Below are 18328 nucleotides of genomic sequence, written 5' to 3'. Positions count from 1 at the left end.
CCCCAGCCGGGATCGTGGTGACCATGAACGCAGAAACAGGAGCCAAGCCGGTCATCGTGGGTGTGGACGGGTCCGAATACTCCTCCGCAGCCCTCCGCTACGCGGGCACGCTGGCAGCCCGCCTGGGCACCCGGCTCGAAGTCATCTCATGCATCGGGATGCCGGACTACCTGGTGATGTCACGCCTCGAGGGGGCCGACCGGCAGTTCACCGCCAGGTTGGAGGACGCTGCCGGGCGCCTGGTGGAGGATGCCCTTGGCCGGGCGTTTTCCGCTGAACGGCCGGAAAACATCGACGTGACCATCAAGTTCGGGTCACCGGCGAAGGTGCTGGTGGACGAGAGCCGGCGGGCACAAATGCTGGTGGTTGGACGGCACGGCGAAGGCGGCCTGCTCAAGTCGTCCATGGGCTCCGTCAGCAAGGCCTGCGCTGCCCACTCCAACTGTCCCGTGCTCCTGGTTGGGCAGGAGGCGGACGCTGTGTGAGGACCGCGGAGGGCCTGACCTCTGAACAGGCCGCGCAGCTCCTGAAACAGGCGGGCCCCAACCAGCTTCCCGCGGAGAAACCCGTTCCGCAGTGGCGGAAGCTCTGGGGCGAAATGACTCACTTTTTCGCCCTCATGCTGTGGTGCGCCGCCGGGCTGGCCTTCATCGCGGACATGCCGCAGCTCGCCGTGGCGATCATCGTCGTCGTCATTGTCAACGGAGTCTTCGCGCACATCCAGCAGGAACGTGCCCAGCACGCCGCCGCCCGGCTGCGTGGCCTGCTGCCCGCCGACGTGGTGGTCCGGCGGGACGGGAAGGTGCGCAAGGTCCACGCCAGCGAGCTGGTGGTCGGCGACGTGGTGCTGCTCGCTGCCGGCGACCGCGTCCCCGCGGACTTGGTGCTGCTGTCGGCGTCTGCCTGCGCGGTGGATGAATCCATGTTGACGGGCGAAAGCGCCCCTGTGCCCAAAATCGCGGATGACCCGGCTTGGGGCGGCACATTCCTGGTCAACGGCTACGCGGAAGCAGCGGTTTCCGCGACAGGTGCTGGAACCAGGCTGGCCGGCATCGCTGCCCTGACCAGCGGGGCGGTTTCTCCGCCTACGCCGCTCTCCCAGGAACTGCGCCGGATCGTCCGCGTTACCGCCGGTATGGCGCTGGGGATCGCGGCGGTCTTCTTCCTGGCATCGCTGCTGGTGGGCTTCCAATGGCGGGACTCGTTCCTGTTTTCCATCGGCGTTGCCGTGGCGCTGGTCCCGGAAGGCCTCCTCCCCACGGTCACGCTGTCGCTGGCCATGGGGGCCCAGCGGATGGCATCGCGCAGCGGGCTGGTCCGGAACCTTGAGGCAGTGGAAACCCTGGGTTCCACCACTTTTATCTGCACCGACAAAACCGGGACCCTGACGCAGAACCGGATGAACGCCGTCGAAGTCTTCACAGCGGCTGGTCCCGTCCACGTGACGGGCCAGGGATACGCTCCCGACGGCGACGTGCAGGGAAGCGGGGTGGAAGAGGCAGCCGCGGCGGCGCTGGCAGCGCGTACCGCTTCCCAGGGCCGCGCCGAGTTCCACGACGGGCAGTGGCGGGCGCAGGGCGACCCCATGGAAGCGGCCATGGACGTCCTGGCCCGCAGGCTCACAGGCACAGAGGCCGGCGCTGCCCCCTGGCGCCGGTTGCCGTTTGATCCCGTGCGGCGGCGCGAATCCGCCCTCCTGGGAACCGATCTGTTCTGCAAAGGTGCCCCCGAAACCGTGCTGCCGGTCTGTGAAGCCGTGCCCGGCCCAGTCAAGGAACAGGTGGAGGTGATGGCCGCACGCGGGCTGCGCGTCATCGCGGTTGCGAGGCGCCGGCTCGGCGGAGCGCCTGCTGCGTGGCAGTCCACTCCAGCCTTGGAACTCGAAACGGGCATGGAACTCCTGGGCCTGATCGGACTGCAGGACCCGCCCCGGCAGGATGTGGGGGACGTGATCCGCGCGGCCCGGCAGGCAGGGTTGAGGATTGCCATGATCACCGGCGACCACCCGGCCACGGCCGCGGCGATTGCCCGCCAGATCGGCCTGACCGGGAGCCCCGAACTTGTGCTGGAAGGCGCGGACCTGCCGGAGGACGACCAGATACTGGGCGCACTCCTGGACCGCGACGGAGTGGTGGTCAGCAGGGTCTCACCGGAGCAAAAGCTCCGCGTGGCCAAGGCGCTGCAGGCCCGCGGGCATGTGGTGGCGATGACCGGCGACGGCGTCAACGACGGTCCTGCCCTCCGTGAAGCGGACATCGGTGTGGCTATGGGCCTCAGTGGAACAGACGTGGCACGTGAGGCCTCGGACCTGGTCCTCCTTGACGACCATTTCGGCACCATCGTGGCCGCCATCGAACAGGGCAGGGCCACCTACGCCAACGTCCACCGGTTCCTCACCTACCACCTCACAGACAACGTGGCGGAACTGACCCCCTTTGTCATCTGGGCACTGTCCGGCGGGCAGTTCCCGCTGGCCCTGGGGGTCCTGCAAATCCTCGCCCTGGACATCGGCACCGATTTGCTGCCGGCCCTGGCCCTTGGCGCAGAACCGCCCGGCAGGCGCATTCTGGCCCGGCCGCCCGAACGACGGCACCTGATGGACCGGCAGTTGATCATTCGGGTCTTCTGCATCCTGGGTCCCGTGGAGGCTGCAATGGAAATGGCAGTGTTCTCCGCTGTCCTGGCCGGCGGCGGATGGAGCCGGGGCCAGGTTCCCGGGGCAGGGCTGTTGATGGCGGCCTCCGGTGCCGCTTTCACCACCGTGGTCCTGGGACAGGTAGCTAACGCTTTCGCCTGCAGGAGCGCCACGTTGCCGCCCTGGAAGCTGGGCTGGGCGACCAACAGGCTTCTGGTATGGGCCGTCCTGGCTGAACTGGCCATCCTTGCCGTCTGCCTGTACGTGCCCTACCTCGCCACGCTGCTGGGCCAGGCACCGCCAACACCGGCGGGCTTCCTGCTGGCGCTCCTTGCGGCACCTGCTGTCCTCCTGGCGGACTGGATCCACAAAACGGCGCGCGGGCGGCTGCGGCGGAGCAGGACCTAAGACTCTGCATGCCCCGGTTGGTGGAGTCCAGAATCAAGCCATGAGTGCCGCCGCAGACACGTCCCTGGCCAACGCCAACGTCAAATGGATCGAGGACACCGGGATCGCGGACATCCCATCCGTGGGAGGGAAGAACGCCTCGCTGGGCGAATTGAGCCGTGCACTGCAGTCCGCGGGGGTCAGGGTACCCGAGGGGTTCGCCACCACAGCTGCCGCCTACCGGGCGTTCCTTGCTGCGAACGGCCTGGAGCCGCTGATCAGGAAGCACATGGAGGACCAGCGCTCCGGAACGTCCACGCTCCGCCAGGCCGGGGCCGCGATCCGTGAGCTGTTCCTGCAGGCCACCTTCCCTGCAGACATCGCCGCGGACATCCAGGAACACTACCGGGCCCTGTGCCAGCGGGCCGGGCAGACCCAGGTTGCCGTTGCGGTCCGCAGCAGCGCCACTGCGGAGGACCTCCCGGACGCCAGCTTCGCCGGCCAGCAGGAAACCTTCCTGAATGTGGCAGGCGGACGCGCGGTGTTGGACGCTTGCCGGCGCTGCTATGCCTCCCTGTTCACGGACCGCGCCATCAGCTACCGCGAAATGAAGGGATATGACCACCTGGACGTCGCCCTGTCCGTGGGCGTGCAGCGGATGGTCCGCTCAGACCTGGGCGCGTCCGGGGTGATGTTCTCGATCGACACCGAGTCCGGTTTTCCAGGCGTGGTGGTGATCAGCGCAGCCTGGGGACTGGGAGAGACGGTGGTCCAGGGGACCAGCAACCCGGACAAGTACCAGGTGTTCAAGCCGCTCCTGGCAGAGGAACGCTTCAGCCCCGTGATCGAGCGCGAGCTCGGTGCTAAGGAACGCAAAATGGTGTACAGCCAGGGCGGGGACGCGCGGACCAGGATGGTCGAGACCTCCGAGCGGGAGCAGCGCTCGCTGGTGCTGGATGACCGGGAGGTTGTCCTCCTGGCCCGCTGGGCCGTTGCCGTGGAGGAGCACTATGGGCGCCCGATGGATATGGAGTGGGCCAAGGACGGGATCACCGGAGAACTCTTCATGGTGCAGGCAAGGCCGGAAACCGTGCAGGCCCGCAGGAGCACAAGCACGTTCCGGACCTACCACCTTGCACAGCCCGGCAAGGTCCTGGTCTCCGGCGCCGCGATTGGCGACGCCATTGCCCGGGGCCAGGCCTGCGTGGTGCGGGATGCGAAGGACATTGAATCCTTCGTGGACGGGTCCGTGCTGGTCACCCGGATGACGGACCCGGACTGGGTGCCCGTGATGAAGCGTGCCGCTGGCATCATCACGGACCACGGCGGCCCGACCAGCCACGCGGCCATCGTCAGCCGCGAACTGGGCGTGCCCGCCGTCGTGGGCACGCGCAACGCCACCGAAGCATTGTCCGACGGCGTCCCGGTCACCTTGTCCTGCGCCGAAGGCGAGGAGGGCCGCGTCTACGAAGGACTGCTGGAGTTCTCAGTGGAAGAAGTGGACATGCAGACACTTCCGGCCACCCGCACGGCCGTGATGATCAACATCGCCAGCCCGGCTGCCGCCTTCAAATGGTGGCGGCTGCCCGCCGCCGGCGTGGGCCTGGCCCGGATGGAGTTCATCATCAACAACCTGATCCGCATCCATCCCATGGCCCTGGTCCACCCGGAGAAGGTGACTGACCCGGAGGAGGCTGCGCTCATCCGGCAGCTGACCCGCGGCTATGAGGACCCGCAGGAGTATTTCGTCGACGTGCTGGCAACCGGGATCGCCAAGATTGCCGCTCCCTTCCATCCCAAGCCCGTCATCGTCAGGTTGAGCGATTTCAAGACCAACGAGTACGGCCACCTGATCGGCGGCAGCGCCTTCGAACGCCCGGAGGAAAACCCCATGCTCGGGTTCCGCGGGGCCTCCCGCTACTACAGCAGCCACTACCGCGAAGGATTCGCCCTGGAGTGCAAAGCCCTGAAACGCGTGCGCGAGCAGGCGGGGTTCGGCAACGTCATCGTCATGGTTCCCTTCTGCCGTACCGTGCGGGAAGCAGACCAGGTGATCGCGGCCATGGAGGAACAGGGATTGGTCCGCGGCAGGGAAGGGCTCCAGCTCTACATGATGTGCGAGATTCCGTCGAACGTGGTCATGGCAGCGGAATTTGCCAAGCGCTTTGACGGCTTCTCCATCGGGTCCAACGACCTCACGCAGCTGGTGCTGGGCGTGGACCGCGACTCGGAGGAACTTGCGGGGCTGTTCGACGAGCGGGACCCGGCAGTGATGGCCATGATTGCCGAGGCGATCAGCAAGGCCCACGCGGCCGGCATCAAGATCGGGATCTGCGGGCAGGGGCCCAGCAACCATCCGGACTTCGCAGAGTTCCTGGTCGGCCTGGGCATCGATTCCGTGTCCCTGAACCCTGACACCTACGTGCGGACGCTCCCTGTCATTGCCGCGGCGGAGGCACGGGCGTACGAAAGTGCCTGGCAGCCCGAGGGGTGATCCCCGGGAAGCCAGGCACCGGCGTCGTACTTAAACTGTCCTTAACCCCTGCTGATGGGGATCTTTGACGCCGCAGCTTCCTGCCCCTGGTCCGGCATCGGAGCCCGGACTTCGAGGAGGCCGTCCTTGTACGAGGCAGTGATGTCGCCTTGCTGGACGCCGCTGGGGAGGGGAATCCGGCGCATGAAGGAGCCGTAGCGGAATTCGGACCGGTAGCTGTCCTTGTCCTTGTGCTCTTTCTTTTCCTGCCGCTCCGCCTTGATCGACAGCACGCCGTCGGCAATCGTGACGTCAACGTCCTTTTCCGGATCTATGCCGGGCAGCTCGGCCCGCACCACGAGCGTGTTGCCGTCCATCATCTCCTCAACCCGAATGGCCGAGGAACCCATGTCGCCGTCGAACAGCCTCTCGATAACATCCATCGGGGAGCGCCGGGTGTCGAACCATCTCATCAGGTCAGTCATTCTTGCCTCCTGCTCATGTGGAAGCCGGACCATCGCGTTGCCCGGCAGTTCCACCTTCCCCTTCCCGGGTGGCCGCTTCCAGAGTCAAAGGTCCCAGCCCGCCTTGGTGGCCGTGCAAGGATGGCCGCCGGGTAAAACGCCCCACCAGCTCAATAGCCACGCAACCTGCTGCGGCAACCGCGGTGGAAAGGCTCAGCAGGGCGGGAGGCGGCCAGTCCACGCGGAAGAAGTCCTGCGCCACCGGGACGGTGAACAACAGGACCAGCCCTGCGTACATTCCGGCAAGGATCAGGACCTTGGTTGGGCTGAGGGGGCGCGATGCCATCACCAGGATCCACGCGGCCACCAGGCCCAGGGTCAGGGTGGCCGCAGACTGCGCAGACTCTTCGCTGTATCCGCCCCATGTCTGGGCATAGCCGCTGACGGCAAGGACGCACAGGGCGGCGCAGATGCCGGCCGGAACAGCGAAGGCGAGGGAACGCCGGAGGAACCCCGGAGCGTAGCGCTGCCCACCGGGCTGCAGGGCCAGGAAGAACGACGGCAGGCCGATGGTCAAACCATCCAGGGCCGACAGCTGCCGGGGCAGGAACGGAAAGGCCAGCAACAGGATGCCGGACACCACGGAAATGATGGTGGCGTAGACGGTCTTGCTCAGGAACACCAGGGAAACGCGCTCGATGTTGCTGATGGCCCGACGTCCCTCGTCCACTACGGCCGGCAGCCGTTCGAAGCGACCGTCCAGCAGGACCAGGCGGGCCACTGCCTTGGTTGCGGGGGAGGCCGAGTCCATGGCGATCCCCAGGTCGGCCTCTTTGAGCGCCAGGACATCATTCACCCCGTCACCGGTCATTGCCACGGTGTGCCCCCGCCGTCTCAGTGCCTCGATCAGGTCCCGCTTCTGGGAAGGTGTCACGCTCCCGAACAGGCTGTTGGCCTCCACCGTTTCCTCCAGTTCGACGCGATCGTCAGGAAGCCGGCGTGCGTCACAGGCAGCACCGGTCCCAAACCCCACGCGGCGGGCCAGCGCCCCCACCGTGCGGGGGTCGTCTCCGGAGATGATCTTGACGGTTACCCCCTGCCGCCGGAAATAGTCCAGGGTCGAGGCTGCGTCCCGGCGGATGCTTTCGCGGAACGTCAGCAGCATGACCGGAACCAGGTCCGGCGGGATTCCCGCGCCTGCGGCATCCCGGGGCAGCGGCCCGTCCAGGTACACCAGGGCCAGGGTCCGGAGGCCCGTTGCGGCGAGGGTTGCGGCGCTGCCGTGCGCCGCCTCGCAGCCGCGCCCACTGAGTACTGCGTCGGGGGCTCCGAGGATCCATGTGCCGGCAGCGGCGGAGCCCGGCGCAAACGTCACCGAGCTCCACTTGCGGGCAGAGGAGAAGGGGACCGAGTCCTGCTCCTGCGGAGGGACCGGCGCAGGGAAGGCCTTCCCGATGGCTGCGGCGGTGCTGCTGCTGTCTGCGTTGGAACCGAACCACTCCAGCGCCTGCTGCCACCCGGGGGCAGGAACAGTCCCGGCGTGATGGACGGCGTCGAACACCAATGAGCCTGAGGACAACGTGCCGGTCTTATCCAGGCAGAGGACGTCCACCCGTGCCAGCACCTCCACGGCGGCAAGTTCCTGGATCAGCACCTTTTGGCGGGCCAGCCGGAGCCCTCCCACGGCGAAAGCCACGCTGCTCATCAGGAGCAGGCCCAACGGAATCATGGCCATGATGCCCGCAACCGAACCCACGGCCGCCGGCACCCAACGCCCTGATCCCATGGCTCCGGCCCACCCGCCCTGCTCCTGCATTTGGGCATTCGTGAGCAGCAGGGCGGTGGGAAGAAGCAGCCACGTGATGACGGCAAAGACTTTTTCCAGGCCCCGCCGGATCTCTGACGTCACCAGGGAAAACCGGCGCGCCTCAGCCGCCAGCCCGTAGGCGAACGTGTCGGGTCCCACCCGGAGCACCTTGGCACGCCCGCTACCGGCAAGGATCAGGGACCCGGAGAGCAGCACGGCGCCGCCCTGCTTGGGCACGGGTTCGGATTCGCCGGTCAGCAACGACTCATCCACCTCAAGCGGGTTCCCGTCCAGCAGCATCAGGTCCGCCGTGACCTGGTCTCCGGCGTTGAGTACCACCAGGTCGTCAGGCACCAACTCCTCGGAGGAGATGGTTTCCCGGGCCCCGTTCCTGACCACCGTGCTCCTGGCGGCATGCAATATCGCAAGCTGGTCCAGCGAGCGCTTGGCCCGGTATTCCTGGATGATGCCAATCAGGGAATTGCTGATGGCGGACAACCCGAACAGCGCGTCTCGCCACTGGCCAAGGACCAGCAGCAGGATGAAGCACCCTCCGACAACGCCGTTGAAAAGCGTGAAGACGTTGGCCTGGACAATCTCTCCGACGCTCCTGCTGGTAGCCGTCGGCACGCTGTTGATGCGGCCGGCGGCAGTGCGCTCCCGAACTTCGGCAGTGGAGAGCCCGTCCCGGGCATGGCCGATGTCCAGGCCCGGGACCGCGGCCCCGTTGTCCCCGGCTACCGTCATGACGTGGCCAGGCTGCTGACCCGGTCAGTCGTGGTGCTGCTGCCTGTGCACGCGGGTGATGACCGTAGGGCAGGGCGGCTGGGTAAGCACCGCGTGTGCCGTGGACCCCAGGAGGAGCCTTTCGAAGCCACCCCTGCCACGGCTGCCCAGCACCAGCAGACGGGCACCGGCAGCTGCGCGGAGCAAAGCGTCTGCAGGTTCCAGGACGGTCTCCATCACGGTTTGCACCCTGAGGTCCGGGTAGTCCTGCCGGAGGCCTGCCTCCGTTTCGGACAATACGATCTGCTCCTCCTCCACCACATGGGTGGCGAAACTGCTTTGCGGCAGTCCGGCGGAGATCCAGCGGTTGGGGCCGGTGAACGCGTAGAGGACGGTCAGGTCCTCCCCGAGGGCGTCAGCTTCGGCCGCCGCAAAGGCAACAGCCTGCGTTGATTCCCGTGATCCATCAACACCCACCACGATGCCGCGGCCCGGTTCCTGGGCGTCGCCGATGACGGCCACGGGGCATTCGGCTGTGGCAGCCGCCTGCAGGGCCCGGTCCGTGAGGGCACCGCGTGTGTGGCCGCTGGTCCCAAGCACCAGCATGCTGGCATTTTTCGAGTAATCGCCCAGGGCGGCCCCTACGCCGCCCTCCAGGAGCTGGAGGGTCACCTGCAGGCCGGGCTCGGCAGCGGTGGCCTTCTCACCGGCTTCCTTCAGCAGGCCCAGCCCCGATTCGCGCAGGACTTCAAGATAGGGCAGGACTTCGGCGGCCATCCACCGGTCGTCCACCACATTCACGACGGCGAGGGGAAGCTTGAGCCTGTTGGCCCGGGCTGCTGCCCACAACAGGGCGGCATTGGACGCCGAGGAATCAGTGATGCCGACGGCGATTGGCTTGGCAGGTGCCATGGGGGACCATCCTTTGCGGGTTCTTGTGGCGGGGTGTGGTGCAGGAGCCGGGGGAGTGTTCGTGTGCAGGCCTAATCCGCGCTTGGTTCGCGCGGCGGCCACCAGTGGGTTGGCGCGGCGATGACGAACCTGCGCCCACTGATTTCGTGCGGCGTGATCCGGATCAGGACGTTCTTTTGGCCGGGTTGCCATGGGGAAAGCCCTGCATCCATGGCGTCCTGCGTTTCCTCGGCATCGGTAACGATCAGCGCGTGCCCCTTGAGGATGACGCTCCAGGCGATGGTGCCGTACTGTTTCATCCCGTCCGCCTCGACGGCCACTGCCTTATGTTCGGCGAGGGAGGCAAGCTTGGTTCCTTCCCCCGTCCGGATGAGCAGGGTGCCGTTGGTGGGGACAAAGTTCACGGGATAGTTTTCAACAATGTCCCCGTCCGTGAAGGCGATCCTGCAAAGGGACGTTGAACGAAGGTATCGCCAGCAATCGTGGACGCCCAGTTCCTTGATTTCCGGTTCAGTCGCTGCGGTGTTCATGGCCGTAGCCTAAAGCCGGGTATGGCCCCCGGCTAGGGAAGAAGGTCCCGCGCCCCCTAGCGCCCCTATTCGGGGACCATTGGGGGTATTTTTTCCCCTGTGCTCCTAGAATTAATCGGGAAGCGCCTTCATGCTCAGGTGAAGGTGGAATTGGGGGGGGCGGAGGCCGGCACTTCCGTTTCGAACACTTGGACCGCGCCAGGGACCCGCAGCGCCGCAGGTTCCTGCCGCAGGAGGTGGCACGTGAGCACTGACCAGCCCTGGCGCTCGCCGATGAGGGACAGAGTTGAAGACCTGGTACGGGACTTTACAGCCCGCGGGGACGAATTGCTGGATACGCAGGAACGGATCAACGGCCTGTTGGCTGCGGTGGTGGCCCTGGCCGAGGACCTGAGCCTCGAGGCCGTGCTTGACCGGCTCGTGCGGTCTGCGTGTGCCTTGGTGGGCGCGAGGTACGGTGCTTTGGGGGTCATCGGCGAGGACCGCAGGCTCAGCCACTTCATCACGGTGGGAATTGATGAAGAGGGCATCCGTTCCATCGGTTACCTTCCTACCGGCCATGGAGTGCTGGGCCTTTTGATCCGCGAGCCGCGGCCCCTGCGCCTGCATGACCTTGGCCAGCACCCCATCGCTGCGGGTTTCCCTGCAAATCACCCGCCCATGCGGACCTTCCTGGGCGTACCGGTCCGCCTCCGGGACGAAGTCTTCGGCAACCTCTACCTGACGGAGAAACAGGGCGGGGAGGACTTCACAGCTGAAGATGAGGACCTTGCCGTGGCCCTCGCGGCTGCGGCCGGAGTGGCAATCCAGAATGCCCGCCTTTTCGAAGACAGCAGCCGGCGGCAGAAGTGGCTGGAAGCAGGGATGGAGCTGAGCAGCAGATTGATCATGACGTCCCACCCGGGAGGTGGGGACAACCTGGATGTTGTTGCCGATACCGCCCTCAAGGTGTCGGACTCGGTGCTTGCGGTCGTGGCCGTGCCGGCCGGTGACGGCTCGCTTCGCTGCCGGTCATGCCTGGGGGTGCAGGGAATCCAGGCAGGCCAGGAGTTGATGGTTTCACGGGCGGTATCGGGCGTCCTTGAGGGCGGCGGGTCGTTGGTGGTGAAGGATCCGCGGCAGGTGTTCGAGGACGGGGTAGCGGAGAAGCTTGGTTCCGTCCTCGTGTGCTCGCTCGGGCACAGCTCCAGTGACAACAGGGTCCTGCTGCTGGCGCGCGGACAAGGAACTGCCGTGTTCAACCAGGCTGAGGCCGAATCCAGTGCCATCTTCGGAAGCCGGATCGGACTGGCGCTCGACCTGGCCCGCGTGAATGCACTTCGCGAACAAAACCTTCTTTTCACGGACCGGGAACGGATTGCCAGGGACCTGCATGACCTGGTCATCCAGCGCTTGTTTGCTGCCGGGCTGAGCATCCAGAGCCTGCGGCGGTACACCCTGGATCCGGTGGCGCATGAGCGTATCGCCGCCGTGACCACGGAGCTCGATGACACCATCCGGAAACTGCGGGACACCATCTACTCGCTCCGCACGGCGGATGAGGAACGTGAACCGCTGACGGGCCGTATCCTGCGGGTGGTCCGGGAGAATTCGCGCAGCTACGCCCTGACGCCAAAGGTATCCCTGGACGGACCGGTGGACTCGGTTCGTGAGGATGTGGCAGTGCACTTGTTGTCAGTGCTGTCGGAAGGGCTCAGCAATGCGCTGCGGCATTCCGGCGCGGACGATATCCAGGTGACCGTTGCCGTGGGGAGCGGCGACGCTTCGGGCAGGGACGTTCACCGCGGGAACTTTGATGGCAGGAATGCCAGTGCCGGGAGCGCCAATGCCAGGAATGAAGTCCAGCTCCTCATCCATGACAATGGCCGGGGGTTCGCCGAGCACGGCCAGGTAAGCGGACTGGCGAACATGCGCCACCGCGCTGAACTGCTGAAGGGCAGCTGCGTCATCGAAAGCGTCCCGGGGCAGGGTACGTCCGTGCGGTGGTCGGTGCCACTGGCCTGACCTGTCCGGTCAGGCGGAGTCCGGTGAACTCTTGGTGACGTAGACCGCCGCCTGCGTCCTGCGTTCGAACCCCAGCTTGGCCAGGATGGACGAAACGTAGTTCTTGACGGTCTTCTCGGCCAGGAACAGCTCGTCGCCGATTTGGCGGTTGGTCAGCCCCTGGCCGATCAACGCCAGCACCTTCTTCTCCTGCGCGCTCAGGCCCTCCAAACGGGGATCTGTAGGCGCCGTGGAAAGCCCGGTAATGATCTGCTGCTCCACCCCAGGATCAAACAGCGATTCTCCGGCAGCGGCCCTGCGGATCCCGGCCAGCAGGTCGTCACTCCTGATCTGTTTCAGGATGTAGCCGGAGGCACCTGCCAGGACCGCCCCGCGCAGGGCCTGTTCGTCGTCGTAGCTGGTGAGGATCAGGCAGCGCAGGCGGGGATCCAGCGAACGCACGTCCCGGCACACTTCGATTCCCGTGCCGTCAGGAAGCCGCCCGTCAAGGATGGCGATGTCCGGGTGCAGGGCGGGGATGCGGCGGGTGGCTTCGGCTGCGGACCCGCTTTCGCCTACGACAAGGAATCCTTCGCCTTCCAGCAGGTCCTTCAGCCCCTGCCGGACAAGCTCATGGTCATCGAGGATGAACACCCGGACCTGCCCCAAAGATCCTGTTGGCCCATCAGTCCCTGCTTCATGCTTGTACACCGAACGCTCCCAATGTCTTCAGGATCAAGGCCCCGCTGCAGACGGGGTAGCCCCCGGGGAGGGCCTGGTCCCATTGTTACCCGGGGAGGCGGCGGCGGGAAGGGACCAAAGTCCACGTCACCGGACCTTGGCCGGGAAAGGGGCCCCTCGGCTTGCAAGGACGTGATGACCTTCGGCCCTTCCACGCGGAGCGTTTGTGGTCCATTCTGGGACCGAGCCAAAGGATGGCACCCGGCCACAGGAAAGCATATGGCAGGGCAGCACTTGGCAGGACAGTGATGGGAGCCGGCATGGATGGCCTTGAACCGCACCCGAGGATCATAGTCGGGGTGGATGGATCCGAAGCCTCCGTCGCCGCGCTCCGGGTGGCCCGGGCGATGGCGGAACCAATGTCGGCCAAGGTTGAAGCCTGGGCGTGCTGGGACGTTCCGGCCGGCTACGGCGTGTACCTCGCCGTCGGAATCGAGGGGTTCAAGTATGCCGCGGAACAAGTGCTCCAGCAGGCGCTGGCAGACGCTTTCGATGAACTGCCTCCGTTCGTGCACCCCCGGCTGGTCAGGGGCAAGCCCGGTCCAGCGCTGATTGACGCGAGCCGCAACGCGTCCCTGCTGATTGTTGGAAGGCGGGGGCACGGGAGCTTCGTCCCCGGTTCGGTGAGTTCGGCATGCGTGAGCCACGCGCACTGCCCGGTGCTGGTGGTCCACGCCCCGGAGACAAAAGACCCGGAAGAAAAGGCAGAGGCGGAGGCCGCAGTGGGGGTTGCAGACCCCCGCACCGCTGTGGTTCCCTGACCGTGCACCTGATTGTCCAGCAGTTCAGCGCCGAGCCAATGCACATGCGCCTCAATGCAGGTGCGCCCGCTCAATGCTTGTGATGATGTGCTGCGCCTTCTCCCACCAGTTCGTGCAGTCCTTCCACTGCATGGGCGAGCGACAGTGCGGGGGATTGGATGACGAAAGGCATCAGGAGGCGGTTCTCTTTGTCCAGGTGCAGGGCGAAGATCCGCTGGATGGCACCGGCCGCCACAGCCGCGGCCACCCCGTCAGCCGTTCTGAGCTCCTCGATCAGGCCCACGATGACCTGGTGCTCGGCCAGCATGCCGTCCACCAGCAGCTTGGCCTCCGGCATGCCGTGCGGCCCGCTGTAAAGCGGCCCTTCCTCGGCCAGGGCGTGAGGCACCAGCTCCTTGTCACACCAGTCAAGAAGGGTGGCCTGCGCAGCCTGGGCGGCGCCGGCATCTCCAGCCTCCACGGTCTCCGTCAGCAGGCCCACCAGCCCGTTCAAGTGCCGCAGCATATCCGCATGGTGGGTTTCCACCGCCTGCAGCGCCTGCCGTTCGGACGAAAGGTCCTTGCCGTTCCCGCTCATTCGTTGTTGCCTTCCACTTGGGTAACGCGCCGGTTCCTGCTCCGCAAGGACCACCGGAGGTCCTTGATGGCCCAGTAGCCGCCCCCGTTCATGAGGGCAAACCCTGCGATGCCCACGGGGGGCACCCGCATCACCAGGCCCAGGAGGAGGACGCAGACACCTGCCGCGAAAACGACCAATCCGCGGCTGATCCGGGCCCTGCGGGACAGCGCGGCGCTGTCCCTGCTGAGCATGTCGGCGAGCCGGGGATCGTCCTCTTCCAGGCCGTGGCCGATCAGTTCAAGTTCGCGTTTCTCGAATTCAGAGAGTGGCATCGTTGCACCCCCGCGGTTCGTTGCCTGTAGGACCCGGGAACTCAGGCACCCGGCTGGCCGCGCAGGACGGACAGCCTGTTCTGGTATTCCAGCGCGTCGATCTCGCCGCGGGCAAACCGCTCGGCAAGCACGTCCTCTGCCGGCCGCGGGGACTGCTGCAGCGGGTGCGGAGACGGCGCCCGCAGGGAGCGGGCCAGCAGGACAATACCGGTGATGATTGCTCCCCAGACCACCACCATGCTGATGCTCATCAGGACATAGCCCCACAGGCCCATGCCGTCATTCCAGCCGTACACTTCCACGACCTCCGGGTTCTGAAAGGCGGGCGCCAGCCGTCTGCCTTCCCTTTCAGTATTGGGCGCCCAGGGTGCGGAAGGGAGAGCCATTGGTCCTGTTCCAGCGGCGTGCACCACCGCTTTGGCCGGCTTGCCCAACGGGGCTTTTGACACTGGCGCAGGTGGTGCAGGCCCGGGACCCTGAAGCACGGCGTGATTCTGGAATCGCGGACAACCCGCGGAAGCAGAGAGAGGAGCGCATGGCCTCCAGGGAAAAAGCCGCCGACGGCGTGACGCCGCAGCATGCGTTCCTCGCTGCTTGGGTGGGCTGGGTAAGCCTCGGTGAGAGCATTGGGTTCCTTGCCCCGGCCCTTGCCCAGTTCCTTGCCGCAACTGTCTGGCCCGGCGCGGATTTTGGGCTTCTGGTCCTGGCCGGGTTGGCTGAAGGTGCTGTCCTGGGCTGGTCCCAGGCCCATGTCCTGCGATCGCGGCTGCCGCGCATTTCCACTTCACGATGGATTCTGTTGACCGCGGCGGGTGCGGCCTTCGCCTGGTCCGTGGGAATGCTGCCGTCGGCCTTCGAGACATGGCAGGATTGGCCGCCGGCGGCCTGGATAGGGGCCGGCGGTGTGGCAGCCATCCTGCTGCTCGGGTCCATTGGAACTGCCCAATGGTTCGAGCTGCGCCGCCATACCTTCCGGGCATGGCGCTGGGTCGTCGGGAGTTCTGCGGCGTGGGCCGCGGGTCTGTCGGTCTTCATGCTTGTGGCCCCTCCTCTATGGCAGCCGGGGCAGCCTGCCTGGCTGATCGCTGCCATCGGGGTGGCGGCAGCAGTTCTGATGGCAGTAGTGATGGCCCTGGTCACCGGCCTGGTGCTGATACGCCTTCTGCAGGTGACCCGGACGGCCGGGGCAGGACGTTGAAGCGCGGAACCTTGATGCCCGCGGAATTAAAAGCCACGGCGCCGGAAGCGCTTGTCCAGGGCGACGACGAGGGAGGCCAACAGCGCCAGGCCGACGATCCGCAACCACGCCTCTGCGCTGATGGGGGCGGTGTGGAAGAGTTCGTTCATCAGCGGGATGTAGGTGAGGGCCAGTTGGCCGGCTGTCTGGACCATGACGCCGAGGAGCAGCCAGCGGTTGCCGAAGGGCCTTATCCGCCAGGCGGGGCGGGTCAAGGACCGGCAGCTGAAGAGGTAGAACACCTCCACCGCCACGAAGAGGTTCACTGCGGAGGTGCGGGCCTGCGCCACCGATGCGCCGACGGCCGCTTCGTGTTCGAAGAGCCACCAGGCCCCGGCCACCAGCAGGGCCGACACGAGCAGGATCCTAACGGTGAGCGCCCACGTCAGGAGGGGGCGGTCCGGTGCCCTGGGCGGTCGGGACATCAGGCCTTGCTCCTTCGGCTCGAAGGCGAGCATCAGTCCAAGGGCGACGGCGGTGGTCATGTTGATCCAGAGGATCTGGGTGGGCAGGATGGGCAGCGTAGCGCCCAGCAGGATGGCCACGAGGATCACCAATCCCTCGGCCATGTTGGTGGGGAGGGTCCAGACGATGAACTTGGTCAGGTTGTCGAAGACATTCCGGCCCTCTTCGACCGCTGCTTCAATGGTGGCGAAGTCGTCGTCAGTCAGGACGATGTCCGAGGCCTCCTTGGCCACCTCGGTTCCGGTGCGTCCCATCGCGATGCCCACGTTCGCCTGCCGCAGGGCGGGGGCGTCGTTCACGCCGTCACCGGTCATGGCGGCCACGTGCCCGCGGGATTGCAGGGCATCGATAAGGCGAAGCTTCTGTTCAGGCGAAACCCGTGCAAAAACCGTGGCGCGCTCCACGGCATCCGGGAACCGGTCTGCCGGGATGTCGTCCAGCTGGGCCCCCGTCAGGGCAGTTCCGGCATCATGGTCTGCGGCCAGCCCCACCGCCGCGGCCACGGTCACCGCCGTCCGTATGTGGTCTCCCGTGATCATCTTGACGCCCACGCCGGCACGCCGGCAGGCCGCAACGGAGGCCGCCGCGGCCGGCCGCGGTGGGTCATGCATGCCCTGGAGTCCGGTAAAGGTCATCCGGCCCCGCAATTCCATGGTGGAAAGGGGACCGCCGGCCGCGGGGAGGCGCATCATGGCAGTGGCCAGCACCCGGAGCCCGGTGTCTGCGAGCGCGTGTGCGGCGCTGAGCACCGAATGCCTGCGGAGGGGACTGGCGCCGCCGCCGGTGTCCATTTCGTGGCCGCAGAGTTCCAGGACCCGTTCCACGGCGCCCTTGACGAACACCGTTCCGCCGCCGTGGGGGAGCGTTGAAGCGTGCAGTGTTGCCATGAACTGCCGCTCGGAGGTGAACGGCTGCTCGGCCTGCCGCGGGTTGGCGGCCAGGAATTCCCGCACCCGGATGCCGCCTTTCCCTGCCGCCACCAACATCGCCGCCTCGGTAGGGTCACCCCGAACCTGCCATCCGGACCCCTCGGGCCGGATGGTTGCATCGTTGCAGGCGGCACCACCCAGGAGGGACCAGTACAGGGCAGCATCCCGGTCTGCCGGCCGCGTTGCCGCGCCGGGTGCCTGTCCGCCGGTGCCGTCTCCGGCTGAAGGGATGATGAGGCCCTCCGGTCCGTAGCCGGAACCCGTGACGTCGTACCTGCCCGAGGGCGTCCAGAGCGCCCGGACTGTCATCTGGTTCTCCGTGAAGGTGCCTGTCTTGTCGGAGCAGATCACCGTGGTGCTGCCCAGCGTTTCCACCACTGGAAGCCGGCGGACCACGGCACGGCGGCGGGCCATCCGGCGCACGCCGATGGCAAGCGTTACCGTGACGGCGGCGGGAAGACCCTCCGGAATGGCGCCCACGGCCAGCGCGACGGCGGCGGTGAACATCTGTCCCGGGCGTTCCCCATGTGCCAGGCCGGCGAGGAAGGCTACGGCAGCGAGGGCAAGGATGGCGATGGTGAGCGTGGTGCTGAAGCGTGCCAGCTTCAGGGTCAAAGGTGTGGCCACGGGGCGGACGGCGCCCATGAGGCGGTGGATCTCGCCGAGTTCGGTTTCACCGCCGACGGCGACGACGATTCCTGCGCCGGTGCCGGCGGTCACCAGTGTGCCGCTGTACAGCATGTTCCGCCGGTCGGCCACGGGCGTGACCTGGGGGAGTACCACCTCGTCCTTGGCCACGGGGTCCGATTCTCCCGTGAGCGCGGATTCGTCCACCCGGAGGGCGGACAGGCGCACCAGGCGCAGGTCGGCGGGTACCTTGTCTCCCGCCTCGAGCAGGACAAGGTCGCCAGGGACCAGGTCTTCGGAGGGGACCTGCATCCGTTCGCCGCCACGCATTACGGCGGCATGCGTGCGGACCAGCGAATGAAGGGCATCCAGGGCTGCTTCTGCCCGCACCTCCTGGACGAAACCGATCAGCGTGTTAACCAGGACCACGGCGAGGATGACTGCAGAGTCCAGGAATTCGCCAAGGAACACGGTAACCACGGCGGCGGCCAACAGGACATAGACCAGCGGGTTGTTGAACTGGCGTCCCAGTTTGCGGGCAATGCCTCCACTGTGTGACCGCGGTAGCTCGTTTCTCCCGAATTGGGCACGTCGGCGCTCTACCTCGCCATGGCCCAGGCCCCTGGCGGCGTCCGTTCCAAGCAGGATCACCACTTCGTGGACCGGGAGACCGTGGTGGGCAGGATCCGGAGGGCCGTCCTGCCTCCGGCGGCCGGATCCAGGCTCCGGGCTCCTCAACCGCCCCTTCCCGGTGGTCCGC

General features: G+C 66.6%; 15 protein-coding genes. 6 read left to right on the top strand and 9 right to left on the bottom strand.

The features are described from left to right. Positions 1–23 precede the first annotated feature (23 nt). Genes LFT44_RS11205 through ppsA form a run of 3 tightly spaced genes read left to right on the top strand, consistent with a single transcriptional unit; the run spans position 24 to position 5516 of the window. Positions 24–485, top strand: a complete 462-nt coding sequence (locus tag LFT44_RS11205) for a universal stress protein (RefSeq protein ID WP_236798527.1) — start codon at positions 24–26, stop codon at positions 483–485. After that, a complete protein-coding gene (locus LFT44_RS11200) occupies positions 482–3043 on the top strand; it encodes a cation-translocating P-type ATPase (protein ID WP_236798526.1) in 2562 nt (853 codons plus the stop codon). The genes LFT44_RS11205 and LFT44_RS11200 overlap by 4 nt, the downstream gene beginning before the upstream one ends. Positions 3044–3083: 40 nt before the next feature. Continuing rightward, entirely contained in the window at positions 3084–5516 is a 2433-nt protein-coding gene (gene ppsA, locus LFT44_RS11195) for a phosphoenolpyruvate synthase (protein WP_236798525.1), read from the top strand. A 41-nt stretch (positions 5517–5557) separates the two neighbouring features. On the opposite strand, the gene LFT44_RS11190 is transcribed toward ppsA, so the two are convergent. The 4 genes from LFT44_RS11190 to LFT44_RS11175 all read right to left on the bottom strand — a co-directional run bounded on the left by LFT44_RS11190 (position 5558) and on the right by LFT44_RS11175 (position 9934). Further along, positions 5558–5980, bottom strand: a complete 423-nt coding sequence (locus LFT44_RS11190) for an Hsp20/alpha crystallin family protein (protein WP_272910793.1) — start codon at positions 5978–5980, stop codon at positions 5558–5560. A 13-nt stretch (positions 5981–5993) separates the two neighbouring features. Then, positions 5994–8513, bottom strand: a complete 2520-nt coding sequence (locus tag LFT44_RS11185; RefSeq protein WP_236798524.1) for an HAD-IC family P-type ATPase — start codon at positions 8511–8513, stop codon at positions 5994–5996. Positions 8514–8537: 24 nt separating this feature from the next. Continuing rightward, on the bottom strand, positions 8538–9404 hold the full coding sequence (locus LFT44_RS11180; RefSeq protein WP_236798523.1) for a universal stress protein: 867 nt from the start codon (positions 9402–9404) through the stop codon (positions 8538–8540). A 71-nt stretch (positions 9405–9475) separates the two neighbouring features. Next, positions 9476–9934 carry a pyridoxamine 5'-phosphate oxidase family protein gene (locus tag LFT44_RS11175; RefSeq protein ID WP_236798522.1) on the bottom strand — a complete coding sequence of 153 codons (459 nt, stop codon included), beginning with the start codon at positions 9932–9934 and terminating at the stop codon, positions 9476–9478. Between the two features lie 273 nt (positions 9935–10207). Between LFT44_RS11175 and LFT44_RS11170 the strand changes: the two genes are divergently transcribed. Continuing rightward, positions 10208–11938: a GAF domain-containing sensor histidine kinase gene (locus LFT44_RS11170; RefSeq protein WP_236802870.1), complete on the top strand. Its 1731-nt coding sequence runs from the start codon at positions 10208–10210 to the stop codon at positions 11936–11938. A gap of 9 nt (positions 11939–11947) precedes the next feature. On the opposite strand, the gene LFT44_RS11165 is transcribed toward LFT44_RS11170, so the two are convergent. Next, complete coding sequence (locus LFT44_RS11165; protein ID WP_142135354.1) at positions 11948–12571, bottom strand: response regulator; 624 nt, start codon at positions 12569–12571, stop codon at positions 11948–11950. 347 nt (positions 12572–12918) lie between these two features. Here LFT44_RS11165 and LFT44_RS11160 point away from each other — a divergent pair, with 347 nt between their 5' ends. Continuing rightward, a complete protein-coding gene (locus tag LFT44_RS11160) occupies positions 12919–13419 on the top strand; it encodes a universal stress protein (RefSeq protein WP_236798521.1) in 501 nt (166 codons plus the stop codon). Between the two features lie 70 nt (positions 13420–13489). Here the strand turns inward: LFT44_RS11160 and LFT44_RS11155 are convergent, their stop codons facing one another. Genes LFT44_RS11155 through LFT44_RS11145 form a run of 3 tightly spaced genes read right to left on the bottom strand, consistent with a single transcriptional unit; the run spans position 13490 to position 14612 of the window. Further along, a complete protein-coding gene (locus LFT44_RS11155; RefSeq protein ID WP_236798520.1) occupies positions 13490–13996 on the bottom strand; it encodes a hemerythrin domain-containing protein in 507 nt (168 codons plus the stop codon). Further along, entirely contained in the window at positions 13993–14310 is a 318-nt protein-coding gene (locus LFT44_RS11150) for a DUF3040 domain-containing protein (protein WP_236798519.1), read from the bottom strand. The genes LFT44_RS11155 and LFT44_RS11150 overlap by 4 nt, the downstream gene beginning before the upstream one ends. Positions 14311–14351: 41 nt before the next feature. Continuing rightward, positions 14352–14612, bottom strand: a complete 261-nt coding sequence (locus LFT44_RS11145) for an SHOCT domain-containing protein (protein ID WP_236798518.1) — start codon at positions 14610–14612, stop codon at positions 14352–14354. Between the two features lie 233 nt (positions 14613–14845). On the opposite strand from LFT44_RS11145, the gene LFT44_RS11140 reads away from it, so the two are divergent. Beyond that, positions 14846–15508 (top strand): hypothetical protein, encoded by a 663-nt coding sequence (locus tag LFT44_RS11140; RefSeq protein WP_236798517.1) that lies wholly within the window; start codon positions 14846–14848, stop codon positions 15506–15508. Positions 15509–15534: 26 nt separating this feature from the next. Here the strand turns inward: LFT44_RS11140 and LFT44_RS11135 are convergent, their stop codons facing one another. Next, positions 15535–18306: a cation-translocating P-type ATPase gene (locus LFT44_RS11135; RefSeq protein WP_236798516.1), complete on the bottom strand. Its 2772-nt coding sequence runs from the start codon at positions 18304–18306 to the stop codon at positions 15535–15537. Between the last annotated feature and the right edge of the window lie 22 nt (positions 18307–18328).

The organism is Arthrobacter sp. FW306-05-C (assembly GCF_021801725.1).
Classification (GTDB): Bacteria; Actinomycetota; Actinomycetes; order Actinomycetales; family Micrococcaceae; genus Arthrobacter.
Note: the sequence above shows the minus strand (reverse complement) of the source record. Positions and strands in the feature narration are given on the sequence as shown.

Excerpts from the sequence above, each read along its gene's own strand:
- LFT44_RS11170 (WP_236802870.1), top strand. The coding sequence starts at position 10,208 with ATGAGGGACAGAGTTGAAGACCTGGTACGGGACTTTACAGCCCGCGGG.
- LFT44_RS11205 (WP_236798527.1), top strand. The coding sequence starts at position 24 with ATGAACGCAGAAACAGGAGCCAAGCCGGTCATCGTGGGTGTGGACGGG.
- LFT44_RS11180 (WP_236798523.1), bottom strand. The coding sequence starts at position 9,404 with ATGGCACCTGCCAAGCCAATCGCCGTCGGCATCACTGATTCCTCGGCG.
- LFT44_RS11190 (WP_272910793.1), bottom strand. The coding sequence starts at position 5,980 with ATGACTGACCTGATGAGATGGTTCGACACCCGGCGCTCCCCGATGGAT.
- LFT44_RS11160 (WP_236798521.1), top strand. The coding sequence starts at position 12,919 with ATGGATGGCCTTGAACCGCACCCGAGGATCATAGTCGGGGTGGATGGA.
- LFT44_RS11175 (WP_236798522.1), bottom strand. The coding sequence starts at position 9,934 with ATGAACACCGCAGCGACTGAACCGGAAATCAAGGAACTGGGCGTCCAC.
- LFT44_RS11155 (WP_236798520.1), bottom strand. The coding sequence starts at position 13,996 with ATGAGCGGGAACGGCAAGGACCTTTCGTCCGAACGGCAGGCGCTGCAG.
- ppsA (WP_236798525.1), top strand. The coding sequence starts at position 3,084 with ATGAGTGCCGCCGCAGACACGTCCCTGGCCAACGCCAACGTCAAATGG.
- LFT44_RS11140 (WP_236798517.1), top strand. The coding sequence starts at position 14,846 with ATGGCCTCCAGGGAAAAAGCCGCCGACGGCGTGACGCCGCAGCATGCG.
- LFT44_RS11185 (WP_236798524.1), bottom strand. The coding sequence starts at position 8,513 with ATGACGGTAGCCGGGGACAACGGGGCCGCGGTCCCGGGCCTGGACATC.
- LFT44_RS11150 (WP_236798519.1), bottom strand. The coding sequence starts at position 14,310 with ATGCCACTCTCTGAATTCGAGAAACGCGAACTTGAACTGATCGGCCAC.